We start from the raw sequence: 13103 nt of genomic DNA, 5'->3' as shown, positions 1-13103 counted from the left end.
GGACACAGTTAACGTGCCCTATATGCAACACTGATGCACTAAAGACACGGATTAAGGGATCGTCAATCAGTCTTCTGCAATTCCCAGCGCGTTAATCTTGGCGCGCAGGGTGTTGCGGTTCATGCCAAGCAGCTGCGCCGCCTTAACCTTGTTCCCGGATGTCACGGACAGGGCCAACCGGATCAGCGGGCGCTCGACTCGGTCGATGACCGAACTGTGGACGGCAGAGTCGCCGCTTTCACCGCCCGAAACAAGGTCGCCCATCACATAGCGGTGCAGAAGGGCTTCGACGTCCGCCTCGAAACCGGCATGACTACCCGCCTGTTCAGAGGCGCCCATCCGCATCTCGCGCTCAACATCCATCAGCGTGATGATCGTGTCGGAACTCAGCACGGCGAGCCGGATGACGAGGTTTTCGAGTTCGCGCACGTTGCCCGGCCAGTCGTAGGCAGCCATCAGGTCCAGCGCCGACTTTTCGAACGTGCGCGCCGCCAGCCCCTGGCGTTGAGCCCGGATCAGGAAGGCGCGCGCCAGTTCGGGAATGTCTTCCTTCCGGTGGCGCAGCGGCGGAATGGCGAGCCGCATCACGTACAGACGGTAGAACAGATCCTCACGGAACTTGCCCTCTTCCACCAGCTTTCCGAGGTTGCGCCGCGTCGAGGCAATCAGGCGTGCACCGCCCGGCTCACGCAGCAGCTTCACAAGCTGAGCCTGCGCTTCGGCTGGCAGGTCGCCGATCTCATCCAGATACAGCGTGCCGCCTTTCATGTGCACGGCGCCATCAGAGCCATCGACACCGAACAGTTCGCGGTTGATCTCCGCCGCCGGCATGGCAGCGAGATCCAGCGCGATGAACTTGCCATTCTTGGAATGGCCCAACTGATGAATCGCGCGCGCAGCCAGTTCCTTGCCGGTACCGCTTTCGCCCTCGATCAGAACCGTGAGGTCCGTGTTCATCACCTTGGCGATGAGACGATAGACTTCCTGCATCGCATCCGACCGGCCGATCAGCGGCAGGCCGGCATCCTGGACGGCTTTCTGGGCGTCCGGGTGGATGAGGCGTTCAATGCTCGGCGACGCCTTCAGCGCACGGCGCACCAGGCTCGACAGCACATCGATGTCGAACGGCTTGGGAAGGTAATCGAACGCACCATGCTCGGCCGCCGAAGCCGCCGTCAGGATCGTATTCTGGCCGCTCATCACGATGAACGGCAGATCAGGCCGCGCCAGCTTCATCGAAGGCAGCAAGTCAAAGATCGACGTGTCGCCAAGATACACGTCCGTGACCACGACATCGCCTTCGCCATTGCGCACCCAGCGCTGCAGCGCGTCGGGCGAACTGGTCGCGCGCACCTCGTACCCAGCCGACACAAGGGTCTGGTTTACAACAAGACGGATGCTCGCATCGTCTTCGGCGAGCAGGACGGTTTTATCAGCCATGTCAGGTGGCCTCCACAAGCGGCAGGAGTATCGTGAAACGGGTAGAGCCCGGCTGGCTGTCGACGCGGATCTGCCCGCCATGGGCGGACACCACTTCGCTGACGACAGACAGCCCCAGCCCGCGACCGCCGGACTTGGAGCTCTGGAACACATCGAACATCGTGGCCTGGCGCTCGCGCGGGATGCCGTGACCATTGTCCTCGAACGAGATCAGCATCGCGCGGCGCAGGCCAGAGCCGAGCCGGGCCTGACGCATCGCAAGGCCGGCCGCATAGGCGGTCCGGATTGTCACCTCGCCGCGCCCGTTGCCTTCGGAGGCCGCCTCTGCGGCGTTGCGCACGATGTTCTGGAAAGCCTGCTGCAGGTGGTCCGGATCGGCCTGCACGTCCGGCAGCGACGGGTCAAATTCCCGCCGGAAGTCGATCTTCGGACCCACGGCGGCGCGCTCCGCCGCCATCACCTTGTCGAGCAGAGCGTGTACGTTGCACGGCTGCATACGCGGCGCGGAGAACAACTCGAAGGCCGAAAGCCGGTTCACGAGCCGCTCGATCCTGCGGGCCTCGTCCTTGATGATGTCGAGGAGTTCGGCCTGGTCCTTCAGTCCCTGACGCTCCAGCAATTGCGCCGCGCCGATGATCCCGGCCAGCGGGTTCTTCACCTCGTGACCGAGGATGCGCCCAAATCCGGCCGCGCCCGCAATGCCCTCGGAAGGATCGCGCGCCGGGGCATCGCCCAGCACAAGAATGAATTCTCCGCCATCGACACTGCGCACCCGCACATCGCAGATCGTGCGCGTCGGGATCGACGGGCCGGACACCGGGGTCGAGGGCGCCGTGATTTCCGCCGGCTCGCGCGCTGCGCGGTCGATGAGTTCGAACAGGGGCGAGTCGTGATAGATCACCTCGCTGAGCGGGCGGTCGATCAGCGCCCGCCGTGACAGCTGCAACAGCGACTCCGCAGCCGCATTGACGTTGCAGATCCGGCGCCGGGCATCGATGTGCACCAGCGCGACTGGCGCAAGCTCCGACAGGTTCGCAGGCCTTGTTTGATCAAGCGTCGGCATTTCAGACCAACTCCTCGTGAGTTCTGTCGAGATAGACTGCCTTCAGGGTACGGATTAGTTCCGCCGGACGTTCTATCCGGCAAAGATCGGCGCGGAGCGCCCGGCGCTCGGCATCTGCCATCGGTAAGTCGAGATGATCGACAGCCGCCGAAACATGTTTGCGCACCATGCGCAGGCCCAGGTTCGGGCCGTACAGCGCCTGCGCATCCGCAACCTGCTCGGCGAGACTGTCGAACTGTTCGGCCAGCGCCGGCTTGCGCCAGCGTCGCCCGTCCAGCGCCGCTGCAATCTCACCCACCAACCAGGGTTGGCCCATCGCAGCGCGGCCCACCATCACGCCATGCGCGCCGGACTCGGCCAACGCCTTGCGGGCAGATGCGGCGTCATGGATGTCACCATTCACGATCACGGGAACCGAAACGGCCTCGACCGTGTCGCGGACGGCCCGCCAATTGGCCGCGCCGGTGTAGAACTGGCACCGGGTCCGGCCGTGAACGGTCAGCATCTGAACGCCCTTGTCCTCCGCAATGCGGCCAAGTTCAGGTGCATTGAGGTTCGCGTCGTCCCAACCGAGACGCATCTTCAGGGTCACCGGGCGCCCGCCCGCCCCTTCGATCGCCGCATCAATGATCTCGCCAGCCAGCCCGAGATCGCGCATCAGCGCAGAACCGGACTGTCCGCCCGTCACCTGTTTCGACGGGCAACCCATGTTGATGTCGATCACATCGACGCCTGCGTCCGCGACCAGCGCCGCACCCGCCAGCATGTCTTCTGGGCGGCGCGCGGCAAGCTGGACAATCCAGTACCCGCCGCCATCATGCCGGCAGGTACGCCGCACCACGTCCGCGCGCGCCTTCGCCAGCATCTCCCCGGCGACCATCTCGGACACGACCGCCGGCACACCAAAGCGCACGGCCTGACGCCGCATCGGCGCGTCGGTTGCGCCGGACATCGGCGCGAGCCAAACTCGAGGTGCCTGAAATTTGATCATTACTCATTCTTCACGACTTTTGACGCTCCGGCAAGCGCACAATTGATAGGCAGCACAATATTCGTGCAGATCGCGAGTCGAGTGCGGCAGTGTAGTCACAGCCCGGCGCCTCGATTAGAAGCGCACGATGACTCGTGTAGCCGCCATCATCGTTGCCGGAGGCCGCGGAAACCGCGCAGGTCCGGATGCCCCCAAACAGTGGCAGCCCCTGCTCGGCCGCCGAGTGATCGATTGGTCGATTGACGCATTCAGCGCCCATGCAGCCGTGACTGACATAGTTGTCGTGGCGGCCAGCGAGGTGGGCCCGCCGGGCCCCGGACAGCGGTTCGTGCGGGCTGAGCCGGGCGAAACCCGCACGCAGTCGGTTCTCAGCGGCCTCGCAGCACTGGACCTTCCGGAACACGCCATCGTGCTCATCCACGACGCCGCCCGGCCCGGAATCGACGCTGCCACCATTACTGCCCTGATCGAGGCATTGGCATCCGCCGACGCCGCAGCACCCGCCTTGCCCGTTTCGGATGCGCTGAAAGCTCAGCGTGCAGGCAAGCTCGCAACGGTTGACAGGACCGGCCTGCACCGCTTGCAGACGCCGCAGACCTTCCGCTTCGGCCAGATCCGGCAGGCCTTATCCGCCGCCGGGCCGGATCTGGTCGACGATCTCGCTGCACTCGAAGCCACCGGCGCGCGTGTCACACTTGTTCCCGGCTCGGCCCGGCTACAGAAGATCACCTTCCCTGAGGATTTCGACATGTTGTCCCGCCTGCTCTCGCCCTCTGGTACGCCGCGTGTCGGCAAGGGTTTCGATGTCCACGCGTTCGAACCCGGCGACCATGTCACGCTCTGCGGCGTCCACATCCCCCACTCCGCCAAACTGAAGGGCCATTCCGATGCCGACGCCGCCTGGCACGCGCTGACCGATGCCATCCTGGGCGCTGTCGCCCTGGGCGATATCGGCGATCACTTCCCGCCGTCAGATCCGCGCTGGAAGGATGCCGACAGCGGCCTGTTCCTGAAACACGCCCAGACCCTGGCGGCCGAAAAAGGCTACCGCATCGACAGCTGCGACATCACCGTGATCTGCGAAACGCCGAAAGTGAAACCCCACCGCGAAGCCATGCGCACCCGCACCGCCGAGCTGCTGGGCCTGCCGCTGGACGCCATCAGCGTCAAAGCAACCACGACTGAAGGCCTCGGGTTCACCGGCCGGCGCGAAGGCATCGCCGCCGAGGCCATCGCCGTGCTCGCCCCGGCGCGCTGACGCGGCGACAACATTTGCAGCCCACGCGCTTCATGACACTCTCCGGCAAAACATTCGGGGAGAAGCTTCATGTCAGATATCCTGCTCAAAGCGCAGCACGGCCATGTAACTGTGCTGACGTTGAACCGGCCCGAAGCGATGAATTCGCTCGATTATGATCTCTATGACGCGCTTGAGGATGCCGTGCGGACAGCAGAGGCGCGCGCCATAGTTATCACCGGCGCCGGCACCCGCGCATTCTGCTCCGGCGACGATGTCAAAAAGATCCTCTCCAAGGGCGCCCCGGTCACGCCCGAACGCGCCGCGAAGGCGAAAGACACCGGCGGCCTCACGCCTGCAGCGGACGCTCTTCTGCATACGGACATCCCGGTGATCGCCGCGATCAACGGCTTCGCCCTTGGCTGGGGCGCGGAGCTGTCGATCATGGCGGACATCCGCGTGATGGCCGACACCGCGAAGTGGGGCGAAATCTTCGTCAAGCGCGGCCTCTGCTGCGACGCGCCCGGCCTCGGACGTCTGGCACAGCTGGTTGGCCGGGAGAAAGCTAGCGAACTCCTGTTCACCGGCGACATCATCACCGCGCAGGAAGCGAAGGAAATCGGCCTCGTCAGCCGCGTCGTGCCGCAAGATGATCTGCTGCCGACCGCCGTCGCCATTGCACAGAAGATCGCGGCCAATCCGCCACAAGCCGTGCGCGCCCTGAAGGCTGGCCTGCGCCGGACGCTGGATCCCGATTGGCGCGATACCGGCAAATGGGCGATCACGGAAATCCGCAAGTTGATGCTGACCGAGGATGCCAAGGAAAGCGCGGCGGCCTTCATCGAGAAGCGCGATCCCGTCTTCACGGGGCGCTAGTCGCCCTATAGGGTCGCCGCATGTTTCCAGAACGCCTCCGCAACCTCGCCATGCTGATCCTCGACGATGCCGAGCAGGCGCGCCTGAAGATCGCGACCGCTGAAAGCTGTACGGGCGGCCTGCTGGCCGCATTGTTCACCGAAATCCCCGGCTCGTCCTCCGTATTCGAACGCGGCTTTGTCACTTATTCGAACCGCGCCAAGGAAGAGATGCTGGGGATCCCGGGCGACGCCCTTGCGGACTATGGCGCGGTGTCCGAGCCAGTCGCTCGGATGATGGCGGAAGGCGCGCTCGCCAATAGCCGCGCCAACATCTCTGTGGGCATCACCGGCGTGGCCGGCCCCGGCGGCGGCACCAAGATGAAACCTGTCGGCACGGTGCACATCGCCTGCGCGCGCGAAAACCGAGCGATCATCCACGAACACCTTCAGCTGGGCGAGCTCAGCCGCGATGCTATCCGCATGGCCTCGGTCGAAACGGCGCTGAGCCTTATTCAGGCGCAGATGCGCTAGGCCATCGGTGGGACCAAGGGCTTGTCCTTGATGACCGACAGATTGCCCGCACCCGGAATGAAGACGGCCTCCAGACGGATGCCGTCCGGGTCTTCCCAAAGCACAGAATGATAGCCTGGCGCCCAAGGGCCCGGCTCCGGTGCCCGGATGACCCTGGCCCCCATGTCGACCAGCACGTCATGGAGGCTTTCGACATCCTCACGCGAACGTAGCCGGAAGCAGAAATGATGCAGCCCGACCCGCCACTGATCAAACGCGACACCACGGTTCGCTTCGCTGATTTCCCGGATCACGATGCCGGTACGCCCGCCGATACAATAGAACGTCGTCGCATCATCATACTGGATGGTCATGCCAAACGTCTCGTGCAGGATGCGGTGGTAAAATTCCCGGCTGCGTTTCAGGTCGGTGACGGAAAGCTGGATATGGGCAATCCCGTTGAGGTCGATCATGTGCAGGTCCCTATTGGGATGCATTCTTTCCAAACCTTGCCTGCGCTTCAACCAGAAACGCATTCAGGATCCGGTCCACCGCCAGGTCGTGGTTCGCCGCCGCGAGGAAGCCGATGACTGGATTGCGGAACTCGTAGTCGATCTCGAGCGATATGTCGGCGCCGCCGCCGACGGTCTCGAAAATGCGCCATTCGGCAAATAGCTTCCGGAACGGTCCCCGCACCAGAGAGGCCGTCACGCGCGCAGCGGCTTCGTCGGCCACAACCTGCGTCGTGAAGCGCTCAGTGAAGCCCTTGAATCCGACAACCGCTTCACCCTGGCATTCCGTCACGCCCGGACCGATGTCCCGAAGCCCGGTCACGCGCATGGCCGTGATCCATTTGATAAACTGCGGATAGCGCGCGATGTCCGAGACCAGCAGAAAACAGTCGGCAGGCCCGTATGGCACCCGGATCGATTGGGAAAAACGCGGCATGCCTCAGGCGCGCGCCGCGAGATAGGCTTCCCGCGCCGCCCGCAATTGCGCAAAATCCTCTCCGGCATGATGGCTTGACCGCGTCAGCGGGCTTGCCGACACCATCAGGAATCCCTTCGCCCGCGCGATCTCTTCATAGGCCTTGAATTCGTCCGGCGTCACAAAGCGGTCGATGGCGGCGTGCTTGCGTGTCGGCTGCAGGTATTGGCCGATGGTGATGAAGTCGACACCGGCGGAGCGCATGTCATCCATTACCTGCATCACCTCTTCCTTCGTCTCACCTAATCCGACCATCAGGCCGGATTTCGTGAACTGCGACGGATCACGGTCCTTCACTTTCTGCAGCAGGCGGAGCGAATGGAAATAGCGCGCGCCGGGGCGGATCGAGAGATAAAGGCGCGGCACCGTTTCGAGGTTGTGGTTGAACACATCCGGCTTCGCGTCGATGACCCGGTTCTCCCAGCCATCCTTGCGCAGGAAGTCCGGCGTCAGGATCTCGATGGTCGTGCCGGGAGCCCGTTCGCGGATCGACTGGATCGTGTGCACGAAATGCATCGCGCCGCCGTCTTCAAGGTCATCGCGGTCCACAGACGTGATGACGACATGGCTGAGCCCCATCTCGGCCACCGCCTCGCCGACCCGCCGGGGCTCATCGGCGTCCACACCCGGCTTCGGCTTGCCGGTTGCCACGTTGCAGAACGAACAGGCCCTGGTGCACACCTCGCCCAGAATCATCATCGTGGCGTGCTTCTTGTCCCAGCACTCCCCGATATTGGGGCAGCCCGCCTCCTCGCAGACCGTGACAAGCCCCTTGGATTTCACCAGCGCACGCGTATCGGCGTACCCTTGAGAGGTCGGCGCCTTCACGCGAATCCAGTCCGGTTTTCGCATCAAGGGTGTATCCGGCCGCCCCTGTTTCTCGGGGTGACGTGGACGGGGGGCGTTGGATTTCAGGTCTATGAGGTTTGCCATCGCCGGCAAAATGGCGCTTGCCGGCCGATTCAGCAAGCTGTTCCCAGCGCAGGCTGCATATGCAGACTTGCAATATCGCTTGCTTGAATGACGCTAGATGACAGAATGTTACACAAAACACGTTCGGGAAGAAACGAGACAGGGCGTACCCCATGCAGCAATCACTCCAGCCGCTTGTGCCGGCTCCGCTGGCCTACAAGCCTGAGCGCACGCGCATCAACCTGTTCTCCGCGCTGCTGCGGGCCTCGCGGGAATTCGGCGCGGACAAACCCATTCTTGTGGACGGCGATGAGCGCATCCTCACCTACAAGGAAATCATCCGGGCGGTCTTCGGCCTCGGCTCTGCCCTGAAGAAGGGCACGAAGCGCGGCGAATCAGTCGGCGTCATGCTGCCGACTGGCGCCGGGGCCGTGATCGGCTTCTTTGCACTGACGGCCTATGGCCGCGTACCGGCCATGCTGAACTTCACCGCCGGCTCGCGGAACCTGAAATCGGCCATGCGCGCCGCCAAGGTGAAGCGTCTCGTCACTGCCCACAAATTCGTCGAGCTTGGCGGTCTGGAAAGCCTGATTGCCGAGCTGTCGAAATCTGTGGAGATCGTCTACCTTGAAGACGTCCGCGAGAAGCTGTCGATCGGCGACAAGCTCGCAGCGCTTGCCGGCCCTGCCCTGCCAACCTTCGTCGGCGCCGGCCTCAGCCACAAGCAGCCGGGCGTCGTGCTGTTCACCTCCGGCACCGAAGGCGAACCCAAAGGCGTCGTGCTCAGCCATGAGAACATCATGGCCAACGTCGAGCAGGTTCGCGCCCATATCGGGCTTAGTCCGGATGCGGACATTGTGTTCAACCCGCTGCCGACCTTCCACTGCTTTGGCCTGACCGTCGGCGCGCTGCTGCCGATCATCGCGGGTGTGAAGGTCATCTTCCACCCCTCGCCCCTGCAGCCGAAAGAGATCGTGCGGCGTATCCGCGAATGCGGCGCAACCATCCTGCTCGCCACAGATACGTTCATCTCGCAGTACGCGCGCACCGGCGCCGACGGCGACATGGATTCCATCCGCCTCGCGGTATGCGGCGCTGAACGCGTCAAGGACGAGACGCGCGACTATGTGCGCCGCAAGTTCAATATCGAGATCCTCGAAGGCTATGGCGCGACCGAAGCTGCGCCGGTCGTCGCCGCAAACCAGTGGGAAAACAACAAGCCGGGCACGGTCGGCCGCTTGATGGCCGGCATGGAGTACAAACTCGTCCCGGTCGAAGGCATGCCCGAAGGCGGACGTTTCCACATCCGCGGCCCGAACATCATGATGGGCTACCTGCGCCCCTCCAACCCCGGCGCAATCGAACGCCTGCCCGATGGCTGGCACGACACAGGCGATATTGTGGACGTCGATGAGGAAGGGTTCATCCGCATCCTCGGCCGCGTCAAACGGTTCGCCAAGATCGGAGGCGAGATGGTTTCACTCGCCGTTGTCGAGAACTGCGCCGCCGCCGTCTGGCCGGATCACATGCACGCCGCGGTCACCTTGCCCGATCCCAAGAAGGGCGAACAGGTCGTGCTGCTGAGCGAAGCGCCGGAAGCCTCACGCACCCCGATCCTGACCTGGGCGCAAAACCACGGCGTGCCGGAGATCTCCGTGCCGCGCCGCGTGTTCAAGGTGGCCCAGATCCCCGTGCTCGGCACCGGCAAGGTCGACTACAGCGCCGTGCGAACTGAGGCCGAAAGGCTGATGAACGACTAGGCCGCCTTCGAAGCTTTGGCGTCGGCGCCTTCAAGGAACGCGTTGATCACGGACGCGGTTTCCGGCGCGCGCGTGACGATGAACAGATGCCCCGCATCTTCAACCACGTGCAGCCGTGAATCCGGCAGCGCCCAAGCAAGGATCTGACCGTTGACCAGCGGAACGATCGTATCCTTGTCGCCCATCACGATGAGCGTCGGCATCTTCAGGAAGCGGATGAACGGCAGGCTGGACCAGCCAGCAAAGGCGAGGAGCTGGTAGATGTAGCCTTTCGGGTCGGGCGGCATCAGATTCTCAATATGGGTGCCCGCCGAGTCGTCGGCCATGTCGCCATAAAGCGTCGCGAAATTCTCGCGCATGAACTCCGGATCCGTGTAGCGGCGGGTGTCGACCATCCGCGACAGCGATGCAGGCCGGCCGGGAATCATCGTCATGCCGGACGACGTGGCACACAGCACCAGCTTGTTGACCCGGCCGCGATACTGGAACGCAAACTGCTGCGCCAACGCCCCGCCCCAGGACACGCCCATCACATCCACATCAAGGATGCCGTAAAGGTCCAGCAGCTTGCGCGCCCACCGCGCGGCCATCCAGTGCCGGTATGGCCACTGGGTCACCGGGCTGAGGCCCACACCGGGCACGTCGAAGGTCAGGATCTCGCGGTCCGGAAACATGGCGCCAAGGCCCAGCGTCAGCTCGATATTGGCGCCGATGCCGTTGAAGAACAGCAGCGGCGCACCCGTGCTGCCGGCAGGCGCCGGCCAGTGCGCCGTGCGCAGGATGACGCCATCGACGTCCTGCATGATGATCTCCGGCTTGCGCGGCGGATTGGCCATGACGCTGTCCTTGCCTGGGTCTAGTCGTTGAACACATAATGGCCGGGCGCCGCATAGAGGGGCGGAAAGGCCTCGCTGCCGACGTCTTTCGGCGCCGCTTTAAGCGTGCCCGCACGTTCCTTCAACCACTCACCCCAGCGCGGCCACCAGGAGCCGCTATGCTCTTCGGCGCTGGCGGCCCATTCATCGGGTGTCGGCTTCATTTCCGTGCTGCGGAAATACTTCGCTTTCGGGTTTCCAGGTGGGTTGATCAGGGATTGCAAGTGTCCGCTGGACGACAGTACGAACTCGACATTCTTCGAGCCGAGCAGCGCCGGCGTGCGGTAGCAGGCTTTCCACGGCGTGATGTGATCGGTCAGACCGGCCACCACGAATGCATCGGCCGTCACCTTCTTTAGGTTCGCCACATGACCGGCGACTTCCACCGTACCCGGATGATCGAACGGCTGATGGAGCGCGATGTCCAGATAGTCCGAATGCAGCTGCGCCGGCAGGTTCGTCGTGTCATTGTTCCAGAAGAGCACGTCATAGGGCGGCGGGTCTTCGCCCATCAGGTAATTGTTGACGACATAGTTCCAGATGAGATCGTTCGGCCGCATCCAGGCAAACATCCGGGCCAGGTCGTCGCCCTTCAGAATGCCGCGCGCCTTGGACATCTTCCGCGCAATCTCGAGGCTGCCATCGGACACGATCTGGCCGATGTCGCTGTCTTCCTTCTGCGGGTTCAGCACACACACCATGAAAGTGATGGCGTTGATCCGTTTGTCGCCGGCTGCCGCCAGCAGGCTCGCAAACGTCGCCGTCGTGATCCCGCCCGAACAGGCGCCCGACACGTTGAGCTTGGGCGACTTGGTGATCTTGCGCACGACTTCGCTCGCCTGCACCAGACTGTCGATATAGTCGGCGAGCCCCCAGTTACGGTGCTCTTTGCGCGGATTGCGCCAGCTGATGACAAAGGTCTGCTGTTCCATCGCGAGCAGGAACTGGACCATCGACGTCATCGGCGTCAGGTCCATGGCGTAGTACTTGTTGATCTGTGGCGGGATGATCAGGATCGGTGTCTTGTAGACCTTCTCGGTCGTCGGTGTGTACTGGATGAGCTCCAGCATCTCGTTCTTCCAGACGACAGCGCCTTTCGACACCGCAAGGTTCTCGCCCACCTTGAACGGCCGCTTGTCGACCTGAGACGGCAGGCCGCCATTCTTGGTCAGGTCGTCATAGAGGTTCTTCATGCCTTTCAGCAGCGACAGGCCGCCGGAATCGACGACGCGCTTGGTTGCGGCCGGATTGCCCAACAGGGTGTTCGTCGGCGCCATCGCATCCGTGATCATGCCCATGACGAACTTCGCCCGCGCATGTTCGAGTTCGGACATCTTGATGTCGCTCACCCATTCATGGAGATGTTCCTGCGTGGCGAGGAAAGCCTGCATGCCGCGCTTGTAGAAAGGATTGTGCTCCCAGGCTGGATCCTTGAACCGGCGGTCCTTCTTGTCGGCCTCGCGGGTCGACTTGCCCAGAAGGATCTGGGTGTTTTCGGTTGCGATCTTGCGCATGGCCTTGGCCGTGGTGACCGGGTTCGTCACGGACGAGCGCAGCATCATGGCCACCGCGCCCAGCAATTCCTGACGGTTAACACCGCCCATCAACGGGTTAAGAGCCGTCGTGCTCTGCGCCGCGTTCTGGGCGATTTCGTCCTTTGGTGTCGTCATTTCCAGTTCCTCCCAGGTATCGCCGGTCTCTCCTAGCAGGAGCCTGCCAGTGGCCGTTCTAGTCCCGGCCCCTTGCCATCCAGCAAAGAGACCGTGGTAAATTTATCCGGAAAATTCGTTCCACAGTCAGATTTTCCTGTCAAACAGGTGTCTTGGCCATGAAAACGCGCGACCGGATACTTGAAGTCAGCCTCCTTCTCTTCAATGAGGAAGGTGAAGGCGAGCTTTCGTCTGTTGATGTTGCCAACGCACTGGAGATCAGTCCCGGCAACCTTTACTACCATTTCAAAGGCAAGGACGCGATCATCCGGGCCCTGTTCGACCGGTTCGAAGAGGAGATGCAGGTCATTCTGCGAGGCTCCCGGGGTGGTCTGGCCTCGCTTGAGGACAATTGGGTCTACATCTACATCCTGCTGGAAGAGATCTACGACTTCCGCTTCTTCTACCGCGACCTGCCCGGCCTCCTGGCCCGTTACCCGGACCTGGCCGTCCGTTTCCGAAAATTGGTCGCCGCCAAGCGCGACACTATTGCCCGTATACTGAAAGACCTGGAACGCCTCAAACTTCTGGAGGTCGATGCCCGTCTCGAGGATCCGCTGATCGAGCAGATCATCATGACCCTGACCTTCTGGCTCGCGGGCGATGCACTCACCAAAGAGGTCCATGACGGCCCTGCCCTCATCCACAAGACGGTGTTCCAGGTGATGTGCCTGATGGTGCCCTACATGGGCGACAACGGGCCGGCCGCACTCGGGCGGATGATCCGGCACTTCAAGGATACGAAGTAGAAAGGGCGGACTT

General features: G+C 63.0%; 13 protein-coding genes. 5 read left to right on the top strand and 8 right to left on the bottom strand.

Annotation, left to right across the window (positions count from 1 at the left end; genetic code table 11):
• Positions 1 to 66: 66 nt before the first annotated feature.
• From GC148_RS10105 to GC148_RS10095, 3 genes are read right to left on the bottom strand one after another with little or no spacing between them, the layout of a single operon-like run.
• On the bottom strand, positions 67 to 1440 hold the full coding sequence (locus GC148_RS10105; protein ID WP_291070624.1) for a sigma 54-interacting transcriptional regulator: 1374 nt from the start codon (positions 1438 to 1440) through the stop codon (positions 67 to 69).
• A 1-nt stretch (position 1441) separates the two neighbouring features.
• Positions 1442 to 2503: an ATP-binding protein gene (locus GC148_RS10100; RefSeq protein WP_291070623.1), complete on the bottom strand. Its 1062-nt coding sequence runs from the start codon at positions 2501 to 2503 to the stop codon at positions 1442 to 1444.
• A gap of 1 nt (position 2504) precedes the next feature.
• Positions 2505 to 3455, bottom strand: coding sequence for a tRNA-dihydrouridine synthase (locus tag GC148_RS10095; protein ID WP_291070622.1), 951 nt, complete (start codon positions 3453 to 3455; stop codon positions 2505 to 2507).
• A 166-nt stretch (positions 3456 to 3621) separates the two neighbouring features.
• Here GC148_RS10095 and GC148_RS10090 point away from each other — a divergent pair, with 166 nt between their 5' ends.
• The 3 genes from GC148_RS10090 to GC148_RS10080 all read left to right on the top strand — a co-directional run bounded on the left by GC148_RS10090 (position 3622) and on the right by GC148_RS10080 (position 6119).
• The gene (locus GC148_RS10090) at positions 3622 to 4752 is read left to right on the top strand and encodes a bifunctional 2-C-methyl-D-erythritol 4-phosphate cytidylyltransferase/2-C-methyl-D-erythritol 2,4-cyclodiphosphate synthase (protein ID WP_291070621.1); all 1131 of its coding nucleotides are present in this window, start codon (positions 3622 to 3624) and stop codon (positions 4750 to 4752) included.
• 69 nt (positions 4753 to 4821) lie between these two features.
• The gene (locus GC148_RS10085; RefSeq protein ID WP_291070620.1) at positions 4822 to 5607 is read left to right on the top strand and encodes an enoyl-CoA hydratase-related protein; all 786 of its coding nucleotides are present in this window, start codon (positions 4822 to 4824) and stop codon (positions 5605 to 5607) included.
• Between the two features lie 20 nt (positions 5608 to 5627).
• The gene (locus GC148_RS10080; RefSeq protein WP_291070619.1) at positions 5628 to 6119 is read left to right on the top strand and encodes a CinA family protein; all 492 of its coding nucleotides are present in this window, start codon (positions 5628 to 5630) and stop codon (positions 6117 to 6119) included.
• Here the strand turns inward: GC148_RS10080 and GC148_RS10075 are convergent.
• Genes GC148_RS10075 through lipA form a run of 3 tightly spaced genes read right to left on the bottom strand, consistent with a single transcriptional unit; the run spans position 6116 to position 8018 of the window.
• Positions 6116 to 6571, bottom strand: a complete 456-nt coding sequence (locus tag GC148_RS10075; protein WP_291070618.1) for a VOC family protein — start codon at positions 6569 to 6571, stop codon at positions 6116 to 6118. The genes GC148_RS10080 and GC148_RS10075 overlap by 4 nt on opposite strands.
• A gap of 10 nt (positions 6572 to 6581) precedes the next feature.
• Entirely contained in the window at positions 6582 to 7046 is a 465-nt protein-coding gene (locus GC148_RS10070) for a type II toxin-antitoxin system RatA family toxin (protein ID WP_291070617.1), read from the bottom strand.
• Between the two features lie 3 nt (positions 7047 to 7049).
• Entirely contained in the window at positions 7050 to 8018 is a 969-nt protein-coding gene (gene lipA / locus GC148_RS10065; protein ID WP_291070616.1) for a lipoyl synthase, read from the bottom strand.
• A 152-nt stretch (positions 8019 to 8170) separates the two neighbouring features.
• Between lipA and GC148_RS10060 the strand changes: the two genes are divergently transcribed.
• On the top strand, positions 8171 to 9757 hold the full coding sequence (locus GC148_RS10060; RefSeq protein ID WP_291070615.1) for an AMP-binding protein: 1587 nt from the start codon (positions 8171 to 8173) through the stop codon (positions 9755 to 9757).
• Here GC148_RS10060 and GC148_RS10055 read toward each other — a convergent pair.
• Together GC148_RS10055 and GC148_RS10050 are read right to left on the bottom strand one after the other, a co-directional pair.
• The gene (locus tag GC148_RS10055; protein ID WP_291070614.1) at positions 9754 to 10593 is read right to left on the bottom strand and encodes an alpha/beta fold hydrolase; all 840 of its coding nucleotides are present in this window, start codon (positions 10591 to 10593) and stop codon (positions 9754 to 9756) included. The genes GC148_RS10060 and GC148_RS10055 overlap by 4 nt on opposite strands.
• Before the next feature lie 20 nt (positions 10594 to 10613).
• The gene (locus GC148_RS10050) at positions 10614 to 12302 is read right to left on the bottom strand and encodes an alpha/beta fold hydrolase (RefSeq protein WP_291070613.1); all 1689 of its coding nucleotides are present in this window, start codon (positions 12300 to 12302) and stop codon (positions 10614 to 10616) included.
• Positions 12303 to 12460: 158 nt separating this feature from the next.
• Here GC148_RS10050 and GC148_RS10045 point away from each other — a divergent pair, with 158 nt between their 5' ends.
• Positions 12461 to 13090 (top strand): TetR/AcrR family transcriptional regulator, encoded by a 630-nt coding sequence (locus tag GC148_RS10045; RefSeq protein WP_291070612.1) that lies wholly within the window; start codon positions 12461 to 12463, stop codon positions 13088 to 13090.
• The last annotated feature ends 13 nt before the right edge of the window (positions 13091 to 13103 follow it).

Origin of the sequence: Hyphomonas sp. (genome assembly GCF_016125515.1) — a bacterium.
GTDB lineage: Bacteria > Pseudomonadota > Alphaproteobacteria > Caulobacterales > Hyphomonadaceae > Hyphomonas.
Note: the sequence above shows the minus strand (reverse complement) of the source record. Positions and strands in the feature narration are given on the sequence as shown.